Consider the following 19,386-nt stretch of genomic DNA (forward strand, 5'->3'; position numbering starts at 1 on the left):
CGGCGTCGTGAGCGACACCTCCTATCTCGATACCGCCCGCAATGCGGCGCTGGCCTTCGGCGACAGCCTGCTCGGGCTGGCGCGGCCGCGCCTGCGGCTCGGCGTCACCGGGCTCTCGCGCTCGGGCAAGACCGTCTTCACCACCGCCCTGATCCAGAACCTGATGGAAGGGGCGCGGCTGCCGGTGCTGAAGGCGGCCTCGCAGGGACGCATCGCCCGCGTCAGGCTGGTGCCGCAGCCGGACCCGGACGTGCCGCGCTTTCCCTATGAGGCGCATCGCGCCGCGATGAACGGGCCCGGGCGGCGCTGGCCGGAGTCGACGCGGCGCATCTCGGAGCTGCGCGTCGAGATCGACTACGAGCGCGCTTCCGGCTGGTTCAAGGGGCCGGCGACGCTGACGCTCGACATCGTCGACTATCCCGGCGAGTGGCTGCTCGACCTCGCCCTGATCGGGCAGGATTACAAGGCCTGGTCGGCCCAGGCCGTGGCCGATGCGCGAAAGCCCCACCGGCGGCAGGCCGCCGCCGGCTGGCTCGCCGATCTCGGCGCGCGCGACCCGGACGGGCCGCCCGACGAGCTCGCTGCCGAGGCGGCGAGCGACCTGTTCAAGGATTATCTGGCGAGGCTCAGGGCCGACCCCGAAGCGGTGGCGGTGACGCCGCCCGGCCGCTTCCTGATGCCCGGCGACCTCGAGGGCTCGCCGGCGCTGACCTTCTCAGCCCTCGATCTCGGCCATGACCGCGCGCCGCGGCCGGGCACGCTCGCCGGGCTGATGGCGGAGCGCTTCGAGGCCTATAAGCGCGTCGTGGTCGCGCCGTTCTTCCGCGACCATTTCGCCCGGCTCGACCGGCAGATCGTGCTGGTCGACGTGCTGGCGGCGCTTGATGCCGGAGCGCCGGCGCTGGCCGATCTCGAAACCGCGCTGGGGCAGGCGCTCGCCGCCTTCTCGGTCGGGCGCAATTCCTGGCTCTCCAGCCTGTTCGCGCCGCGCATCGAGCGCGTGCTCTTCGCCGCGACCAAGGCCGACCATATCCACCACACCAGCCACGACCGGCTCGCCGCGGTGATGTCGCATCTGGTGGCGCGGGCGCTGTCGCGCGCGCAGGGCGCCGGGGCGCAGGTCGAGGCGATGGCGCTGGCGGCGGTGCGGGCGACGGAGGAGGTGCGGATCCGGCAGGGGCGCGAGGAACTGCCCGCCATCGCCGGCGTGCCGGAAGCCGGCGAGGCGATCGACGGGCAGGTCTTCGACGGCATCGCCAAGGCGGCGATCTTTCCGGGGGAGCTGCCGGAGCGGCCGGAGGCGATCTTCGCTTCCGATGCGCATTGGCAGATCCGGGCGCCGCGCTTCCGCCCGCCGCTGGTCGAGGCCGATGCCGGCGGCCGGACCAGGCCGCCGCCGCAGATCCGCCTCGACCGTGCGCTGGAATTCCTGCTCGGCGACAGGCTGGCGTGAGGAGGGCCGGACGATGACGAAGGCTCCGCGCGCGATCCTCCTCGGCGACAGGGCCGCGGAGGAGATCGCGGCCGAGGACGGCGCCCTCCGGCAGGGCGACGTCGCGATCCTGCCGGAGAGCGAGCCGATCGATGCCGGCGAGCCGGCGCGGACGACGCCCCGGCCGCGCGGCGTCCTCGGGCTGGGGCTGTCCTGGGGCTCGCTCTTCGTCGCCGGGCTTTCCGGCTTCCTCGCGCTGGCGGCCGGAATCTGGGTGGAGAACACGATCACGGCGCTGATGCGCCAGAACCCGGCGCTGGGCTATGCCGCGCTGGCCTGCGCCGCGCTGGCGGGCTTGGCCCTGGCGGTGATGCTGGCGCGGGTGCTGCGCGACATCCTGCGCGAGCGCAAGGTCGAGACGCTGCACCGGCAGGGCGGCGACCTGCTGTCCGGCGGCAGCACCGAGGCGGCCAAGGCGCTCGCCGGCGAGCTTTCCGGGCTCTACAGGGGGCGGGCCGAGGCCGCGCGGGGCCGGGCGGAGCTGGCGGCGGCGCTGCCCCAGCTCTTCGCGCCGCGCGACGTGCTGAGCGTGGCGGAGCGCTGCCTGCTGGTGCCGCTCGACCGGCAGGCCCAGGCGCAGATCGCGATCGCGGCCCGGCGGGTTTCGCTGGTCACGGCGGTCAGCCCGCGGGCGCTGGTCGACGTGCTGTTCGTGCTGGTCGCCTGCGCCCGGCTGCTGCGCGCCATCGCCGGCATCTATGCCGGGCGGCCCGGCACGCTCGGCTTGCTCCGGCTGGCGCGACAGGTCCTCAACCATCTGGTCCTGACCGGTGGCATGGCGGCGGGCGACGCGGTGGTCCAGCAGGTGCTGGGGCAGGGGCTCGCGGCGCGGCTTTCCGCCAAGCTCGGCGAGGGCGTGATCAACGGCATGCTCACCGCCCGGATCGGGCTCGCGGCGCTGGCCGTCTGCCGGCCGCTGCCCTTCGTCGAGGCGACGCCGCCGACGCTGTCCGACGTCGCCGGCGACCTTGCGGTCCGGCGCGCCGGCAAGGCCGAGGCCGAGGCGGAATGACCCGGCAGAATCTGCCGGGCCCGGGGCGTTTCTACCCGGCGCGGATTGCCGCGAAACCTTTCGTAAACGATCTAACCCGCTGAAATACCGAGGCCGCGCCGCTGGCATGGCGCATGCAGACTTCACCGCGACGTTGTGTGCGGCCCTTGGGGGGCCATCGGTCGAGGTGAGGGTTCCATGGGTGTTTTCAGCGCGCTGACGACAGCGGTTTCAGGCATGACGGCGCAGTCCTATGCGCTCGAGAACATCTCCGGCAACATCGCGAACTCGCGGACGGCCGGCTACAAGCGGGTCGACACCGCCTTCGCCGATCTGGTGCCGGATGCGGCGCTGAACCGGCAGGTCGCCGGCTCGGTCGCGGCCTTCAGCCAGGCGACGAACTCGATCCAGGGCGATCTCAACCCGACCCGCATCGACACCAACATCGCGATCAACGGCGACGGCTTCTTCGTGGTCGACCAGCGCCAGAGCGGCGTCGGCGCCAACACGCAGTTCGCCAACCAGAACCTCTACACCCGGCGCGGCGATTTCGACTTCGATGCGAACGGCTATCTCGTCAACGGCGCCGGCTACTACCTGAAGGGCCTGAAGATCGACCAGGTCACCGGCCAGCTCATCGGCACGCAGCCGGAAGTGCTGCGCATCACCAAGGAGCAGTTCCCGGCCAAGGCGACGACCTCGATCGAGTACCGCGCCAACATCCCGGCCGTGCCGGGGACGACGCAGAAGTCGCAGGGCGGTTCCGAATTCCTCAATCCCGCCTCGGTCACGGCGGCGGGCGCCGCGCCCAACCCCTATGCCGGCAACGCCGCGGTGATGGGCAACAACATTGGCAGCTTCCTGGCGACCTCGATCCCCGGCGGCTCGGTGACCGTCTATGACGAGCTCGGCAAGGCCACCAGCGTCGAGATGCGCTGGGCCAAGATCGACGACGGCGACTCGACGGCGACGCCGCCAACGACCGGCACCTGGGGCCTGTTCATCGCCCAGAACACCGGCGCGACGGCGGCCGGCGACGTCGCCTATGTCCAGGCCGGCCAGACCATCACCTTCGGCACCACCGGCCAGATGGTCTCCCCGGCGAGCGGCGACATCGCGCTGCCGACCATGACGATCGGCGGCACGACGATCTCCGGCATCAGCCTGACGACCGGCGGCAACGGCGTGACCCAGAACGGCGACGTCAGCGGCCAGATCGACGCGCGCAGCATCCGCCAGGACGGCTATACCGCCGGCACGCTCGACCGCGTCTCGGTCTCGGCCGAGGGCCAGGTGATCGGCACCTTCAGCAACGGTCAGGTCGTGGCCCTCGCCCAGGTCTCGGTCGCCCGTTTCAACGCCGACAACTCGCTGAAGCGGCTCGATGGCGGCGCCTTCGAGGAGACAATCGAATCCGGCCCGCCGATCATCGGGCTAGGCACCTCGCAGATGGTGGGCGGCAGCGTCGAGCAGTCGAACACCGACATCGCCGACGAATTCTCGAAGATGATCGTCACCCAGCAGGCCTATTCGGCCAACACCAAGGTCATCACCACCGCGCAGGAGATGCTGACCTCGGTGTTCAACATCATCCGCTGAGCGGGCCTCCGCTCATGGCGCCGGGCCGGGAGGCGGCAGCCGCTTCCCGGACGGCCATGCGGCAGCAGACGGACGGATCGCCGCTGCCGCGTTCCAGAAGGGGCGCGCATCGCGTCAGGAGTCGACGATGGGGCTGAGCACCTCCCTCAATACGGCGATCGGCGGCCTCACCGCCAGCCAGGTCGGCATCGGCGTCGTCTCGCAGAACGTCGCCAATGCCGGCACGACGGGCTATGTCCGCCGCGTCGTCTCCAACAGCGACAGCCTGAGCGGCCTCACCATCGGCGTGCAGAGCACGCAGGTGCAGCGCCTGCTCGACGCCATCGTCCAGAGCCAGCTCTGGCAGGAATCGGCGGGCGCGGCCTATACCGCGACCCGCGCCAACGCGCTCTCCAACCTCGACAAGCTCTATGGCGCGCCCGGCAGCGCCACGGCGCTCGACACCATCTTCAACAACTTCACCAGCGCGCTGCAGTCGCTGCAGAACGACCCTTCCTCCTACAGCCTGCGCTCGCAGGTGGTCGATTCCGCCGCCTTGCTGGCGCGGCAGCTCAACACCCTGTCGAACGGCATCCAGGCCCAGCGCGACCAGGCCGAGACCGGGATCGCGACCGCCGTCGCCAAGGTCAACGACCTGCTCGGTGCGCTGACCAAGGTGAATGCGCGGATCGTCGCCGCGCCGAACGACAGCGCGACCGCGAGCCTGAAGGACCAGCGCGACCTGATCCTGTCCGAGCTGTCGCAATATGTCGACATCAAGACGACGGAGGATGCGCGCGGCTCGATCAGCGTCGTGACCGGCTCGGGCACGCAGCTCTTCGACGGGCAGCCGGCCGTCACCTTCAGCTTCGACGCCCATAGCGGGCTCGGCCCCGACGACCAGTGGAGCACCGACCCGGCCCAGCGCGGCGTCGGCACCATCACGATGCGCAGCGCCAATGGCAGCGTGTCGGACGCGATCACCAACAACGTCTTCCGTTCCGGCGAGATCGCCGCGAATATCGAGCTGCGCGACAAGACCCTGGTCAAGGCCCAGGCGCAGCTCGACGAGATCGCCGCGCAGATGGCCAAGGCGCTGTCGGAGCGCTCGATCCAGGGCGCGGCCTATCCGGCGGGCTCGACCACGCCCACGGGGCTGGAGCTCGACATCGACAAGCAGCGCGTCAACACGCTGACCTTCGACTACAGCTCGCCCCCGGCCACCGGCACGCAGCGCTTCACCTTCGTCGACGCGCCGGCCGGCGTCACCGTGCCGATCGGCAGCGACCCGAACAACAAGGTGATCGCGATCGACTTCTCGGCCGGCCCGGCCGCGATCGCCAGCCAGATCCAGAGCGCGCTCGACGCCAATGGCGCGACGGGCTTCACCGTCTCCAACCCCGGCACCGGCCTGCTGCGCATCACCGAGCCGGGAGGACGGGTCGCGGGGCTCGGCGCCCAGACGACCGTGACGAGCGCCGATGCCGATACGCCGGAGATGCCGCTCTTCGTCGACGCCGGCAACCAGGCCTTCGCCGGCTCCTATGACGAGGCCTCGCGCAAGGTCGGCTTCGCGGCGCGGATCACGGTCAACGCCGACATCGTCGCCAACCGGGCGCTGCTCTCCGGCGCGCCCGGCACGGCGGCCGGCGACACGGCCCGCGCCAGCGCGCTGTTCGACAGCCTGACGCGCGATGTCCGCAGCTTCGACAACTCCTCCTCGCCCGATGGCGGCACGGCGCCCTTCTCGGGGACGGTCGGCAGCTTCGTCCAGCGCGTCGTCTCCGCGCAAGGCCAGGCCGTCGAGGCGGCCCAGCGGCTCGACGAGGGCCAGCAGGTCGCTCTCGCCTCGATCCAGAGCCGCTTCCAGGAGACGGCGCAGGTCAATATCGACCAGGAAATGTCGATGCTGATCGAGCTCCAGAACGCCTATGCCGCCAATGCCCGCATCATCTCCACGGTCAAGGAGATGATGGACATGCTGATGAGAGTGTGAGGCCGCCATGACGATCACCGCCTATGGTTCCGGCGCCTATCGCTCGGCCAAGCCCGACAGCTTCGTCTCCAGCCGCACCCAGTTCGACGATCTGCAGCGGCAGCTCGCCACCAAGGAGCGCAGCACGAGCTATGGCGACCTCGGCATCGACCGGCGCGTCAGCCTCGATCTCAACGCCAAGCTCTCCTCGCTCGACGGCTGGCTCGCCGGCATCGGCCTCGCCGACGTCAACCTGAAACTGATGTCCGGCGCCGTCGAGAACTTCGCCAAGATGGCGACGGAGAGCCGCAACGACATGCGCTCGAACACCTATCTCGCCAGCTCGACCGGCCAGACGGCGCCGCAGGTGCTGGCGCAGGAGAAGTTCAAGCAGACGCTCGACCTGCTCAACAGCAACGTCAACGGGCGCTATCTCTTCTCCGGCCGGACCTCGGACACCCAGCCGGCGCTGGGCTATGACGAGATCATCAACGGCAGCGCCGGCAAGGACGGGCTGCGGCAGGTGATCGAGGAGCGCCGGAAGGCCGATCTCGGCAGCGACGGGCTCGGCCGGCTGCAGCTCGGGATGGAGACGCCGGAGACGATCGCGATGTCGGATGCCGATCACGGCTACGGCTTCAAGCTCGGCAGCGTTTCCGCCACGGGAACCGGCATCGCGGTCACGCCGCAGACGCCGCTGCCGGCCGGGACCAAGGCGGCGTTCTCGATCGCCGTCACCGACCAGCCCGCCCCCGGCGACAAGGTCAGCATCACGCTCGACCTGCCGGACGGAACCCAGGCGCAGGTCACCCTGACCGCGCGGGCGCCGGGGACGACCGGCTCGGACGCCGATTCCTTCGAGATCGGCGCCGATTCCGCCGCCACGGCGGCCAATCTGCGGAACGCCATCGGCAAGGGGCTCGAGACTGCGGCGCAGACCTCGCTCTCCGCCGCCTCGTCCCAGGTCGCGGCGGCGGCCTTCTTCGCCGGCAGCACCGGCAACCCGCCGGTGCGGGTGCCGGGGGCCGACCCCTATACGGCGACGGCCGACCCGACCAATGTCGGCGTCAGCGACACGGTGATTTGGTATCGCGGCGACGATGCCGCCGACAGCGCGCGCGGCACCGCGATCGTCCAGGTCGACCAGGGGCAGGTCGTCGGCACCGGCGCCCGGGCGAACGAGGAGGCGTTCCGGGTCGGCCTGGCCCAGTTCGGCATCATGGCGGTCGAGAGCTTTCCCGCCGATGACCCGGCGTCGCAGGCGCGCTACGACGCCATGGCCGAGCGGGTGGCGGACCGGCTCGGCTTCGGCGGCACCACGCAGAAGCCGGCCGAGATCATCACCGAGCTGGGCTCGGCGCAGACGGCCCTCGCCGGCGCCAAGGAGCGCCACCAGAGCACCAAGGACTACCTCACCACCACGCTTTCCGGGGTCCAGAACGTGACGACGGAAGAGGTGGCGACGCAGATCCTCGCCCTGCAGACGCAGTTGCAGGCGAGCTATCAGGTGACCTCGATGCTTTCGAAGCTCTCGCTCACCAACTATCTCTGACCGCCGGGCCCGCGCCCGGGAGCCGAACGCGAAAACGCCGCCCGTGAGGGCGGCGTCCTTCGTTCGGCTCCGGCAGGTCGGGCGGCGGTCAGCGCCCGCGCAGGCCCGCCGCGATCTCGCGGTTGATGTTGATCAGGATGCCGAGGCGCTGCGGCTGCGGGTCGGCGGCGACCCGGAAGGTGTGGTTGAAAATGAAGTTCGCCAGGCCGAGGATGTTGGTCTTGATCCCCACCGGCAGCGGATTGTCTTCGGCGGTGACGGCCGTGACCAGCAGGGTCCAGAGCCGGCGGTTATAGGTCAGGGCCTCGTCCAGCTCGCCTTCGCGGCCGGCCCAGTCGTCGGCGACGGACTGGAGGCGGGTGGCGGCCTTGATCAGCAGGGAGGCTTCGAGCTCGCGGGGCGAAACGACGGTCTGGGCCGTCCTGGCAGCGGCGGCATAGGCGCTAAACCCGTTTTGCATGCTCGATCAGTTCCGCTTCGTAGGCGATCAGCTTCTTGGCTGCCTTCAATGCCTTGTAGAGATCGCCGCTTAAGATGCGGTTATTGATCTCGTGAACATGCGGCAGAGCGCTCGGCGCCGCCTGCACGAAATCGCGCACGAGCTGGAAGAAGGCTTCGTGCTGATGCGTGGGATCCTGCGCCAGATACATCAACTGGATGGCGAAATAGATCTTCTTCGCCGGGCTGTCGGCGGTGGCGGCGGTGAGGATGTCCTTCTCGCGCAGGATCGGCGCCTCGCCCTCGATGAAGAAGCGCGTGCGCTGCTCGTCGTTGCGGATGACGACCTGGCCGACGATGATCCGCTCGCGCGGCTTGAGCTCGACCTTGAGAGCCATGTCTGTCTGAGCCTTCTGGCTGGCGGAGGGAAGGGGGCGCCTCAGCCGCCGAACAGGCGCAGCACGCTCTGGTCCGCCTGGGAGGCGAGCGAGAGGGCCGTCTGCGACAGCTGCTGACGGGTGTTGAGCGCGAGCAGGCTGGCGCCTTCCTCGTTGGGATCGGCGAGGACGAGGTTGTCGGCGCCGGTCTTCAAGGTGTTGACCAGCTCCTTGGTGAAGTCCTGGCGCGTCTGCGCGACCGAGAGGTTCGAGCCCAGCGTCGAGGACAGCGATTTCAGCGAGGTCAGCGCGCCGTTGAGGGCGTTCGTCGCCTTGTCGAGATCGTTGTCGTTCTGGAAGTTGAACAGCCCGTCGAGCTGGGTGTTGACCGCCTGGGAGATGCCGAGATTCTCGGCGCTCACCACGGTGCCCTGGATGTCCAGTTTGGTCTGGTTGGTGCCGGTCTTCTCGTTGAAGGCGATGCTGAGGCGGTCTCCGGCGAGAAGGTTGATGCCGTTGAAGCTCGAATCCTTGGCGAGCTCGTCGATCTGCGTGCGCAGGTCGTTGAACTGCTGGATCAGGTTCGAGCGCACGGCCGAGGTGACGTTGGAGGCGGTGGTGCCGACATCGTAGCTGTTGCTGGCGAGCCCGAGCGCGGCGTTGCTGTTGAGCGGCGTCGTCGCGTCGTTGTCCTTGGAGTTGGTCAGGGCCGCGGTCCTGGCGGTCTCGAGCTCCGTGTCGGTCGGAGCGGCTGGATTCGCCGCCGTGATGTCGGCGGCGCCGAAGCCGAACTGGAGCGTCTCGGAGCCGGTGCCCTTGACGTTGAACTGGCCCTTCTCGTCGACGAAGGCGGTGGCGATGCCCGATTTGTTGATTTCGTTGACGATGTCGCGGACGGTCATGTTCGCGGCGTTGAAGGTGGCCTCGTAGGCGTTGTCTCCGGCCTTGATGCTGATTGCCAGCATCTTGCCGGCGGTGCCGGCGGCGGGAGCAGCAACGCCGATATTGCCGGCATAGCTCGCGGTCGCGGCATCGGCGTCGGCGCCGTTGTCGTTGACGATCGCCTTGTCGAGCGCGATGTCCTTCAGGCTCTTGTTGGTCGCGATCTTCTCGGCCGTGGAGACGAGCGCCGTGCCGGTCGTCGTCGGACGGTTCTGGGCGGCGTCGGACTGGGCCTGCTTGATCGTCGACTGCATCGAGTTGACGAGCTTGATGATGCCGTCGATGCCCTTCGAGGCGGACTGGATGGTCTGGATGCCGTTCGACATGCCGTCGAGCAGGCCGGTGAGCTGGGTGGCGCGGTCGTTCAGCCCCATCGAGGTGAAATAGTTCACCGGATTGTCGATGGCGGAATTGACCTTCTTGCCGGTGGCAAGGCGATTCTGGATGATGCTCTGCTGCGCCGCGGTCTGCTGCAAGGTCAGGAGATTGTTGCGCACGCCGCTGGAAAGAATCGTATTCGCCATCTTCGATCCCCTGAGAGCGCGATTCGGCGCTGACCCGTTGGTATGCGGGGATCATTCCTCGTTAAGGATAATAAAATCTTAATCGCGCGGACCGGCGGCGGCGATGCGAAAGGCGGCGGAGCAGGGCCCCGCCGCCTTTTGTCTTCGGCCCACATCCTGTGGGCGGGCCCGCTTCTGCGGACGAAGGATCAGAACAGGCGCAGGACCGCCTGGTCGGACTGGGAGGCCAGCGAGAGGGCCGTCTGCGAGAGCTGCTGACGGGTCTGCAGCGAGAGCAGGTTGGCGGCTTCCTCGTTGGCGTCGGCGTTGACCAAATTGTCGGCGCCGACCGTCAGCGTGTCGGCCAGGCCCTTGGTGAAGTCCTGGCGGGTGTTGGCGACCGAGAGCTGCGCGCCGAAGGTCGAGGACAGCGACTTCAGCGAGGTCAGCGCGCTGTTCAGGGCGTCGGACGCCTTGCCGAGATCGTTGTCGTTCTGGAAGTTGAACAGCCCGTCGATCTGGGTGTTGACCGCCTGGGAGATGCCGAGATTCTCGGCAGTAACGACCGAGCCCTGGATGTTCATCTTGCTCTGGTTGGCGCCGGTCTTCTCGTTGAAGGCGATGCTGAGCTGGTCGCCGGCGAGAAGGTTGATGCCGTTGAAGCTCGAATCCTTGGCGAGCTCGTCGATCTGCGTGCGCAGGTCGTTGAACTGCTGGATCAGGTTCGAGCGCACCGCCGAGGTGACGTTGGAGGCGGTGGTGCCGACATCGTAGCTGTTGCTGGCGAGCCCGAGCGCGGCGTTGCTGTTGAGCGGCGTCGTCGCGTCGTTGTCCTTGGAGTTGGTCAGGGCTGCGGTCCTGGCGGTCTCGAGCTCCGTGTCGGTCGGAGCGGCTGGATTCGCCGCCGTGATGTCGGCGGCGCCGAAGCCGAATTGGAGCGTCTCGGAGCCGGTGCCCTTGACGTTGAACTGGCCCTTCTCGTCGACGAAGGCGGTGGCGATGCCGGATTTGTTGATTTCGTTGACGACGTCGCGGACGGTCATGTTCGCGGCGTTGAAGGTGGCCTCGTAGGCGTTGTCTCCGGCCTTGATGCTGATTGCCAGCATCTTGCCGGCGGTGCCGGCGGCGGGAGCAGCAACGCCGATATTGCCGGCATAGCTCGCGGTCGCGGCATCGGCGTCGGCGCCGTTGTCGTTGACGATCGCCTTGTCGAGCGCGATATCCTTCAGGCTCTTGTTGGTCGCGATCTTCTCGGCCGTGGAGACGAGCGCCGTGCCGGTCGCCGTCGGACGGTTCTGGGCGGCGTCGGACTGGGCCTGCTTGATCGTCGACTGCATCGAGTTGACGAGCTTGGTGATGCCGTCGATGCCCTTCGAGGCGGCCTGGATGGTCTGGATGCCGTTCGACATGCCGTCGAGCAGGCCCTTGAGCGCATCCGAGCGGCTGTTGAGCGACTGGGCCGTGAAGTAGTTCACCGGATTGTCGACGGCCGTGTTGACCTTCTTGCCGGTGGCGAGACGGTTCTGGACGGCGGCGGCCTGGGCGGTGATGGATTGCAGCGACGTCAGGTTGTTGCGGACGTTCGCCGAGAGGGAGATGGCCATCGTGATGCTACCTTTCTGGTAAGATGCCTTCTGGCGTCGCAGCCGTTCTGGCTGGACACGGGCAACACTCGCCGCACCACCCGTAACAAGAGGTAAATTTCGCCGGTCGAATTGTTGGCGATGCCGGCCGCGCGCGAAGGTGGTTAAGGGCGGCTTAACCGCCCGGCCTCCGGCGGGGTCCGGTCGGGACGGCCGCCGCGAACGACAACCGCCCGCTGGCGGGCGGGCGGCTTGATCGGGCATGGTCCCTGGAATGGGAGGCGGCTCAGGCCGTGCGCTCGACCCGGGGAGGGGCCTCGTCGGCCTCGCGGGCGCGCTCGGAGAGCTCGCGCGAATAGGCGCGCAGCTTCAGCGTGGCCTCGTCGGGAAGCTGGAAGACCGTCTCGCCGGTCTGCCGGTCCTTCTTCTGCAGCACGAGGGCGCGGGTGCGGGGGTCGATGACGAGCTTGCGCTCGACGCTCTCGTCCAGCGTCTTGTCGGCGGCGCGGCCGTTCTGCTCGCGCTCGAAGCTGCGGCGCTCGCCGGCGGCGCGGCTGCGGGCGTCGCGCTCCTGGGCGCGGACATCGACATGGACGGCATCGCCGGCGGAAGCGGACTGAACGGTCTTTTCGGGCGGGAGGTCGACGGCCACGCTGCCGGGCTGGGCGGCGACGTCGGCGCGGGCAACGACAGGCATGCCGGCCGCGGCGGCGACCTTCGGGACATTGCCAAAGTCCATATCGCACTCCTTCTGGAGCTCTCGACGGCGCCGTCGCGCCGTTTCATGGCTTGGCGGACAGGCATACCCGTCCGATCCTGGCGAGACTGCCGGAAATGATTGAATCGCGCGTTAGGAAATTAGGTAAATAGCGCGAGGTGCCCTGCCGCGGGCCTGGGGCGGCGCGGCGGGAGGGGCGTCACAGCCGCCGGGACACGACCAGCGGGCCAGAATTCGGGCGTGCGAAGACGCCGGCGCCGACCGTTGCGGTGGGGCCGTAGCCATTCGCCCGCATCGGCCTGTTGGCATCGGCGGCGAGGTCCCGGATCATCGATTCGGAGACGGCCCGCGCCGTCGCCAGCACGATCTGGTTGGTCTCGATCAGCCCCTGGAAGGCGTGGTGCGCCTCCTTCAGCCGCTTCACCTGCTCGGGCGCGAAGCGGGCGAGCGCGACGGCATTGAGCTTCACCTGCTCGACGCCGCGCATGTAGATGCCGGCGAGCTCGGTCTTGCGCGGCTCGCGCGTCATCGCCTCCGGCAGGCGGCCGGCGCGGACGAGCTCGGTCTCCTCGCCGACGAGATGCGCCAGCGCGGCGAGGGATTCCAGCACGGTCTCGACCAGCATGCGGGCCTCGCCCGCGCCGGCGATGCGCGGCCGCTCGTCGAGAATGCGTCCTGTCGCCGCCATGCTCAGCTCCTCGTCGAGGCCTGCGCCTGCAGGCTCAGCATCTCGCGCAGGATCTGGTCGGAGACGCCGACGCCGCCGGCCTTCTGGATCTGCTTGGCGTATTGCTGGGTGAGCTGCGAACGCCAGATGTCGCCGCCCGTGCCGTTCTCGCCGAGCGGCCCCTCGGTGCCGGTATCGGCGAAGAGATGCTGGGTCATCTGCTCGAGGAACATCGCCTCGAAATCCTCGGCCTGCTTCCTGGCCTTGGCCTTGGCCGGGTCGAGCGCGTCGGCGATGCCGTCGGCGACCTTGCCGACGACCTGGCCGGCGACGCCGAGCGCGAGTTTGGCGGCGGGGAGAGCGAGAGCGGCAGTCATCACATCACCTCGATTTCGGCCTGCAGCGCGCCCGCCGACTTGATGGCCTGGAGAATGGAAATCAGGTCGCGGGGGCCGATGCCGAGCGCGTTCAGCCCGTCGACGAGCTCGGCGAGCGTCACGCTCTCCTTGACCAAAGCGAGCTTGTTGCCGCCCTCGGTGTCGACCTTGACGCTGGTGCGCGGCACCACGACCGTCTGCCCCCCGCGCGAGAAGGGCTCGGGCTGCGAGACCTGCGGCTGCTCGCTGATCGTCACGGTGAGGTTGCCCTGCGCCACGGCGACGGTGGAGACGCGCACATCCTTGCCCATGACGATGACGCCGGAACGCTCGTCGATGACGACGCGGGCGCCCTGGTCCGGCTCGACGCGCAACTGCTCGATATCGGTCAGCAGCTTGATCATGTTGCCCTTGAAGCGCGGCGGGATCTGGAGCACCACGGTCGAGGGATCGGTCGGCTCGGCGGAATCGCCGCCGATGAAGTCGTTGATCGCGGCGGCGACGCGGCGCGCCGTGGTCAGGTCCGGGTTGCGCAGCGACAGGCGCAGCGTCGAGAGCTTGTTCAGCGCGAAGTCGATCTCGCGCTCGACCACGCCGCCATTGGCGATGCGCCCGACGGTGGGCACGCCGCGGGTGATCTTGCTGGCCTCGCCCTCGGCCGAGAAGCCGGAGATCGCGACCGGGCCCTGCGAGACCGCATAGACCTCGCCATCGGCGCCGAGCAGCGGCGTGACCAGCAGCGTGCCGCCCTGGAGCGACTTGGAATCGCCCATCGCCGAGACGGTGACGTCGAGGCGGGTGCCTTGCGTCGCGAAGGGCGGCAGGTTGGCGGTGACCATCACGGCGGCGACATTGGCGGTGCGCATGTTGGCGCCGCGGGTGTTGACGCCGAGCCGCTCCAGCATCGCCTGCAGCGACTGCTTGGTGAAGGGCGTGTTGTTGAGCGTGTCGCCGGTGCCGTTGAGGCCGACCACGATGCCGTAGCCGAGGAGCTGGTTGGAGCGCACGCCCTCGACGGAAGCGAGGTCCTTGATGCGGGACAGCGCGAAGGCGGGCTGCGCCGGCAGGCTGAGGCCGAGCGCGAGCAGGCCGACGAGCGGCCGCATCAGCGATCTCAGGGCGGGCAGGCGAAACATGGGGCTTCCGATGCTCATGTGCGAAACTCGCTTTCCCCTTGCGAGAGGCGTGCCAGTTCTGCCGAAGTCGAAAATCCTTGTTCGTCAGTTGGTTATGGAAAATGCGCCGGCGCAGGGCGGGCGGGGCGGCGTGCCGATCCTGCCGGGGCGGCAGTTTCTGCCGGGCGGTTTACCGGCTGTTAACCCTGCGGCCCCAAGCTTTCGTTAACGTTTTGCATGCTCGCATCGGCGCCCGGCGACCGGCTCGTCCTCCCGATCCGATGTTTCAGTGAGGCCGCCATGATCAGGATCGACCAGCGCGCGCCCGTCGCGGGCGCCAGTCCGGCCAGTTCGGCGAAGCGCGCCGGCGCTTCCTCCTTCACGCTTCCGGCCCCGGAGAGCGAAGCCCCGGCCCGCAGCGCCGGCCCGGCCGCGGCCGGACCGCTCGACACGCTGCTGGCGGTGCAGGCGCAGGAGGACCAGCAGGAGCGCAAGCGGCGCCAGGCCCGGCGCGGCCATGACCTGCTCGACGGGCTCGACCGGCTGAAGGCGGCGCTGCTTTCGGGCCGGGTGCTGCCCTCGGAGCTGGAGCGCCTGCGGCACGCGCTGGCGCTCAGGCGGGAGACCACCGACGATCCGCGCCTCGACGAGGTTCTGGCGCATATCGAGCTGCGCGCGGCGGTGGAGCTGGCGAAGCTCGGACGGTGAGCCGCTCCGCCGTCATTCCGGGGCGGGCCGGAGGCCCGAGCCCGGAACCGGCACGCCTGTCGCGCAGGCCATGATCGGCCCGCTTCGATGAAAAACGTTTCGGCCCTGGCTTCCGGCCTCATCGCTGCGCAATGCCCCGGAATGACAGCGGGCGCGTTTCAGCGGATGAACTGGTCGACGTAATCCGCGCCGAGGCCGTTCTCCGCGTAATGCGCCCGGCATTTGTCGATGCGGGTGAAGACGTCGTCATAGCCCAGGCATTTGCCGTCCGGATCGACATAGATCATCGCGCCGTTGACCTGGAACATGGTGATCATCTCCTCGACGTCCGGGTCGACCACCAGCGTATGCGTCTCGCCGGGCGCCTCGTAGACATAGGAGCCTTCGGTCGCGACCCAGTCATGCTCCAGGTAGCGCCACTTGCCCTTGAGCACATAGCCATGCACCGGCAGCGGATGGCGGTGGCGCGAGAGCACCCCGGCGCGGCGGACCTTGAGCAGGTTCATCCAGTAGCCGCGCGAGACGCAGAAGAGCAGGGGGCGGAACCAGACATTGTCGTCGACCGGCACCCAGACGCGCTCGTCGGCCGGGATGACGTTCGGGACGATCAGCTCCGGCGGCAATTCCTTCGGCTGGGGATGGCGATAGGGCGTCCAGCGTTCCTCCGTCGTGGCGGCGACGGGCATCGGGCTGGTGGTGTTCATGGCGTTTCTCCCGTGCTGATATTCTGATTCAACTGGCATCCAACTTGATTCAACGTTTCCGCCCAAGTTCCTGGAGCGGAACCGCTTTCCGGGACCGGGCCGCTTCCGCCATCGCGCGGGGCCCCTGGCGGCCAAGCCGTCCGGGGAGGCTGGCCGGTGCCGTGCCCGGTTAGAGGAAGGGCGCCCTAAACCGCGAGGTAGCCGCCATCGACCGGCAGGATCGCGCCGGTGACGAACTGCGCCGCGTCCGAGAGGAGGAAGGCGATGGCGCCCCCGACATCGCCGGGCTCGCCCCAGCGGCCCATGGGGGTGCGGGCGAGGATCGGGGACGAGCGCTCGGCATCCTCGACCAGCGGCCGGGTGAGCTCGGTCGCGATCCAGCCGGGGGCGACGGCATTGACGCGGATGCCGTCCTGCGCCCAGGCGGCCGCGAGCGACTTGGTGAGCTGGCCGACGCCGCCTTTCGAGGCGGCATAGCCCGGCGCGAAGGCCGAGCCGTGGAAGGTCAGCATCGAGGCGGTGTTGACGATGGCGCCGCCCTGCTTGTCCGCTGCCTTGGCGGCGAGCCTGTTCTTCGCGGCGAGGCACATTCGCATCGTGCCGTTGAGGTTGACCTCGATGGTCAGGCGGAAGGCGTCGATCTCGAATTCCTTGCCGCCGCGCTGGATCATGCCGGCGCAGTTCACCAGCGCGTCGAGCCGGGGGCAGGACGCGACGATGGCGGCGACCTCGTCGTCGCGGGTCACGTCGAGGCGGGCGTGGCGGATGGCGGGATGGGCCGGCGCGGCGGCGACCTCCTCCTCCGTGAGGCCGGTGGCGAGGACCGCGTAGCCGGCGCGGGCGAGGGAGAGGGCGGCGCCGGCGCCGATGCCGCGCGTGCCGCCGGTGACGAGAGCGAATTTGGACGAAGTCGACGATGTCATGCGCCGGAGGGTAGAGCGCCGGCCGGCGATGGGGAAGCGCGCCCGCCGCAGGCCGCCATGAGCCTGCGGCCTGCCGGCGCCGGTACCGGGCGCATTATTGCCAGGTGTATTTCAGCGACAGCCGTGCGGTGCCGCGCGTCTCGTAGTCGCTGGCGACGAGCGGCAGCTTGCGGGCGAGGGCGAGGTCGAGCGAGGCCTGCCACGGCAGGTCCGCCATCCTGGCGAGATCGACCGAAAGCTTGACCTCGGGCGTCACGGCCGAATGGAAGCCGTCATCCGGCGCGAAGACGTAAGTGCCGGCCATGCAGAGCTGCGTCGTCAGGGTCAGATGCGGAAAGAGCTGCCGGCGATAGCCGATCAGGGCGTCGCCGGTCTGCTCGGGCTTGCCGCCGACCGCGCCGCTGCCGCCGGCGGAGACGCCCCAGATCAGGCCCGGGCCGCTGGAGACCGGCTGCGCCCAGCGCCAGCCGAGCTTCGCGTCGCGCGCAGCGCCGGCCTGCGCCGGCGTCGTCAGGCTGGTCGAGAGCGAAAAGACGTCCCGCCCGAGCTTGAAGCCGACGGAGCGGTCCTCCTGCGCGCTGGCCATCGTCTCGCGCGCCGCGAAGCCCTTGCGGATGATGTCGACCGGGATGGGGGCGCGGGCGCGCAGATGCGCGCCGGACGCGGCGCCCGCCCGGCCGATCGCCGCCAGGTTGGGGTTGAACATCACGGCCTCGGGGCCTGCCGCCGCGGCCTCGGCCGGGCCCATCTCCCCGGCCGCGGGGTCGAGCAGGGCGCCGCGCGGAATCGGGAGCTGGACGGCGGCGTCCGGGCTCGCCGCCTGGGCCGGGGCGGAGCCGCAGCCGAACAGGCCGGCGAGGAGGAGCGCCGTCCGGGCCGGGGCGGCGGGCATGATGGTGGTGCGAGGCACGTCGTTCGTCCTGTCGCTATGACGAGCGGCAGGTCAGGCTAGGCGGGGAAGGCGCCGATTTTGCGGCAGTGCAACATCGGGCCGCGACGGATTGCCCGAAAGCCGCGCTTCCCCCGCCGGCCCGAACCCGCTAGGAAGCGACCCAGCCGCGGGCTGCGCCCACAAGCCGGAGCCCGAGACGTTCTATCTGGAGAGCACAGGGGTCATCGCATGAGCAAGATCAAGGTCGCCAACCCGGTCGTCGACATGGACGGCGACGAGATGACCCGCATCATCTGGCAGAAGATCAAGGACACGCTGATCTTCCCCTATCTCGACCTGCCGCTCGAATACTACGATCTCTCGGTCGAGAACCGCGACGCCACCAACGACCAGGTCACCATCGACGCCGCCAACGCCACCAAGAAGCACGGCGTCGCGGTGAAATGCGCCACCATCACGCCGGACGAGGCCCGCGTGAAGGAGTTCAACCTCAAGGAGATGTGGAAGTCGCCCAACGGCACGATCCGCAACATCCTCGGCGGCGTGATCTTCCGCGAGCCGATTATCTGCAAGAACGTGCCGCGCCTGGTGCCGGGCTGGACCAAGCCGATCGTCGTCGGCCGCCACGCCTATGGCGACCAGTACCGCGCCACCGACTTCAAGTTCCCGACCAAGGGCACGCTCTCGATCAAGTTCGTCGGCGAGGACGGCCAGGTGATCGAAAAGGAGGTCTTCAAGGCTCCCGGCTCCGGCGTCACCATGGCGATGTACAATCTCGACGAGTCGATCCGGGACTTCGCCCGCGCCTCGCTGAACTACGGCCTGCTGCGCAAGTACCCGGTCTATCTCTCGACCAAGAACACCATCCTCAAGGCCTATGACGGCCGCTTCAAGGACATCTTCCAGGAGGTCTACGAGGCCGAGTTCAAGGCCGATTTCGACAAGGCCGGCATCACCTATGAGCACCGCCTGATCGACGACATGGTCGCCTCGGCGCTGAAATGGTCGGGCGGCTATGTCTGGGCCTGCAAGAACTATGACGGCGACGTGCAGTCCGACACCGTGGCGCAGGGCTTCGGCTCGCTCGGCCTGATGACCTCCGTGCTGATGACGCCGGACGGCAAGACCGTCGAGGCCGAGGCCGCGCACGGCACCGTCACCCGCCACTATCGCGAGCACCAGAAGGGCAACGAGACCTCGACGAACTCGATCGCCTCGATCTTCGCCTGGACCCGCGGCCTCAGCCACCGCGCCAAGCTCGACAACAACGAGGAGCTGGCCAGGTTCGCCAAGCTGCTCGAGAAGGTCACGGTCGACACCGTCGAGGCCGGCGACATGACCAAGGACCTGGCGCTGCTGGTCGGCGCCGACCAGAAATGGCTCTCGACCACCGGCTTCCTTGAGAAGGTCAGCGAGAACATGAAGAAGGCGATGGCCGCCTGATTACGGGCGCTGCGCAGCGCTTCCAGAATGAAAGCCCGGCCGCCAGGCCGGGCTTTTTCGTTCCAGGCGGCGCCCTGCCGCCGCGGCGGTCCGGTCAGCGCCTGATCTCGATCTCGATGAAGCTGAGGCGGGTCTCGCCGGCGTTCTTCACGTCATGCTTCACGCCGGCCGGGCGGATATAGCTCTGCCCGGCCTTGACCTCGGCCTGCGTCACGACGCCGTCGACCTCGTAGGCCATGGTGGCATCGGTCATGATCACGACGGCGTAGTCCATGCCGTGCTCGTGCCAGCCGGTGGTGGCGCCCGGCTCGAAATCCCAGCGGGTGATCCGGGCGCGGCTGTCATCGGCGAGAACGGTGGCGACGGCCGGAACCGTACATTCGAAAGGCATGGGCTGCGGTCTCCTCG

At 68.9% G+C, this 19,386-nt stretch carries 19 protein-coding genes; 7 read left to right on the forward strand and 12 right to left on the reverse strand.

The window, feature by feature from the left end:
• The first annotated feature begins 7 nt into the window (after positions 1-7).
• The 5 genes from ACWH43_RS08630 to ACWH43_RS08650 all read left to right on the forward strand — a co-directional run bounded on the left by ACWH43_RS08630 (position 8) and on the right by ACWH43_RS08650 (position 7,588).
• Positions 8-1,453 (forward strand): YcjX family GTP-binding protein, encoded by a 1,446-nt coding sequence (locus ACWH43_RS08630; RefSeq protein ID WP_375796978.1) that lies wholly within the window; start codon positions 8-10, stop codon positions 1,451-1,453.
• A 13-nt stretch (positions 1,454-1,466) separates the two neighbouring features.
• The gene (locus ACWH43_RS08635) at positions 1,467-2,504 is read left to right on the forward strand and encodes a YcjF family protein (RefSeq protein WP_260347762.1); all 1,038 of its coding nucleotides are present in this window, start codon (positions 1,467-1,469) and stop codon (positions 2,502-2,504) included.
• 177 nt (positions 2,505-2,681) lie between these two features.
• Positions 2,682-4,082 carry a flagellar hook protein FlgE gene (locus ACWH43_RS08640; protein WP_158446969.1) on the forward strand — a complete coding sequence of 467 codons (1,401 nt, stop codon included), beginning with the start codon at positions 2,682-2,684 and terminating at the stop codon, positions 4,080-4,082.
• Between the two features lie 127 nt (positions 4,083-4,209).
• Positions 4,210-6,057, forward strand: coding sequence for a flagellar hook-associated protein FlgK (flgK, locus tag ACWH43_RS08645; protein ID WP_158446968.1), 1,848 nt, complete (start codon positions 4,210-4,212; stop codon positions 6,055-6,057).
• Positions 6,058-6,064: 7 nt separating this feature from the next.
• Complete coding sequence (locus ACWH43_RS08650) at positions 6,065-7,588, forward strand: flagellin (RefSeq protein WP_158446967.1); 1,524 nt, start codon at positions 6,065-6,067, stop codon at positions 7,586-7,588.
• 88 nt (positions 7,589-7,676) lie between these two features.
• Here ACWH43_RS08650 and flaF read toward each other — a convergent pair whose 3' ends face one another.
• From flaF to ACWH43_RS08690, 8 genes are all read right to left on the reverse strand, one after another.
• Positions 7,677-8,048: a flagellar biosynthesis regulator FlaF gene (gene flaF / locus ACWH43_RS08655; RefSeq protein WP_158446966.1), complete on the reverse strand. Its 372-nt coding sequence runs from the start codon at positions 8,046-8,048 to the stop codon at positions 7,677-7,679.
• Positions 8,032-8,424: a flagellar biosynthesis repressor FlbT gene (gene flbT / locus ACWH43_RS08660; protein ID WP_158446965.1), complete on the reverse strand. Its 393-nt coding sequence runs from the start codon at positions 8,422-8,424 to the stop codon at positions 8,032-8,034. The genes flaF and flbT overlap by 17 nt, the downstream gene beginning before the upstream one ends.
• 41 nt (positions 8,425-8,465) lie before the next feature.
• On the reverse strand, positions 8,466-9,869 hold the full coding sequence (locus ACWH43_RS08665; RefSeq protein WP_158446964.1) for a flagellin N-terminal helical domain-containing protein: 1,404 nt from the start codon (positions 9,867-9,869) through the stop codon (positions 8,466-8,468).
• 188 nt (positions 9,870-10,057) lie between these two features.
• On the reverse strand, positions 10,058-11,452 hold the full coding sequence (locus tag ACWH43_RS08670) for a flagellin N-terminal helical domain-containing protein (RefSeq protein ID WP_260347764.1): 1,395 nt from the start codon (positions 11,450-11,452) through the stop codon (positions 10,058-10,060).
• 265 nt (positions 11,453-11,717) lie between these two features.
• Entirely contained in the window at positions 11,718-12,170 is a 453-nt protein-coding gene (locus ACWH43_RS08675) for a hypothetical protein (protein ID WP_158444387.1), read from the reverse strand.
• A 178-nt stretch (positions 12,171-12,348) separates the two neighbouring features.
• Complete coding sequence (locus ACWH43_RS08680) at positions 12,349-12,837, reverse strand: hypothetical protein (RefSeq protein WP_158444388.1); 489 nt, start codon at positions 12,835-12,837, stop codon at positions 12,349-12,351.
• Between the two features lie 2 nt (positions 12,838-12,839).
• Positions 12,840-13,193 (reverse strand): rod-binding protein, encoded by a 354-nt coding sequence (locus ACWH43_RS08685; RefSeq protein ID WP_158444389.1) that lies wholly within the window; start codon positions 13,191-13,193, stop codon positions 12,840-12,842.
• The gene (locus ACWH43_RS08690) at positions 13,193-14,299 is read right to left on the reverse strand and encodes a flagellar basal body P-ring protein FlgI (RefSeq protein WP_375796984.1); all 1,107 of its coding nucleotides are present in this window, start codon (positions 14,297-14,299) and stop codon (positions 13,193-13,195) included. The genes ACWH43_RS08685 and ACWH43_RS08690 overlap by 1 nt, the downstream gene beginning before the upstream one ends.
• Positions 14,300-14,608: 309 nt before the next feature.
• On the opposite strand from ACWH43_RS08690, the gene ACWH43_RS08695 reads away from it, so the two are divergent.
• Positions 14,609-15,016, forward strand: coding sequence for a flagellar assembly protein FliX (locus ACWH43_RS08695; protein ID WP_158444391.1), 408 nt, complete (start codon positions 14,609-14,611; stop codon positions 15,014-15,016).
• Positions 15,017-15,174: 158 nt separating this feature from the next.
• Here ACWH43_RS08695 and ACWH43_RS08700 read toward each other — a convergent pair whose 3' ends face one another.
• From ACWH43_RS08700 to ACWH43_RS08710, 3 genes are all read right to left on the reverse strand, one after another.
• Complete coding sequence (locus ACWH43_RS08700) at positions 15,175-15,720, reverse strand: 2,4'-dihydroxyacetophenone dioxygenase family protein (RefSeq protein ID WP_448153439.1); 546 nt, start codon at positions 15,718-15,720, stop codon at positions 15,175-15,177.
• 185 nt (positions 15,721-15,905) lie between these two features.
• Positions 15,906-16,643 carry an SDR family NAD(P)-dependent oxidoreductase gene (locus tag ACWH43_RS08705; RefSeq protein WP_158444392.1) on the reverse strand — a complete coding sequence of 246 codons (738 nt, stop codon included), beginning with the start codon at positions 16,641-16,643 and terminating at the stop codon, positions 15,906-15,908.
• Positions 16,644-16,737: 94 nt separating this feature from the next.
• Positions 16,738-17,553 (reverse strand): hypothetical protein, encoded by an 816-nt coding sequence (locus ACWH43_RS08710; protein WP_158444393.1) that lies wholly within the window; start codon positions 17,551-17,553, stop codon positions 16,738-16,740.
• A gap of 210 nt (positions 17,554-17,763) precedes the next feature.
• On the opposite strand from ACWH43_RS08710, the gene ACWH43_RS08715 reads away from it, so the two are divergent.
• Positions 17,764-18,978 (forward strand): NADP-dependent isocitrate dehydrogenase, encoded by a 1,215-nt coding sequence (locus ACWH43_RS08715; protein WP_158444394.1) that lies wholly within the window; start codon positions 17,764-17,766, stop codon positions 18,976-18,978.
• A 94-nt stretch (positions 18,979-19,072) separates the two neighbouring features.
• Here ACWH43_RS08715 and ACWH43_RS08720 read toward each other — a convergent pair whose 3' ends face one another.
• A complete protein-coding gene (locus ACWH43_RS08720; RefSeq protein ID WP_158444395.1) occupies positions 19,073-19,369 on the reverse strand; it encodes a cupin domain-containing protein in 297 nt (98 codons plus the stop codon).
• Positions 19,370-19,386: the final 17 nt, after the last annotated feature.

This window comes from Allobosea minatitlanensis, assembly GCF_964020775.1.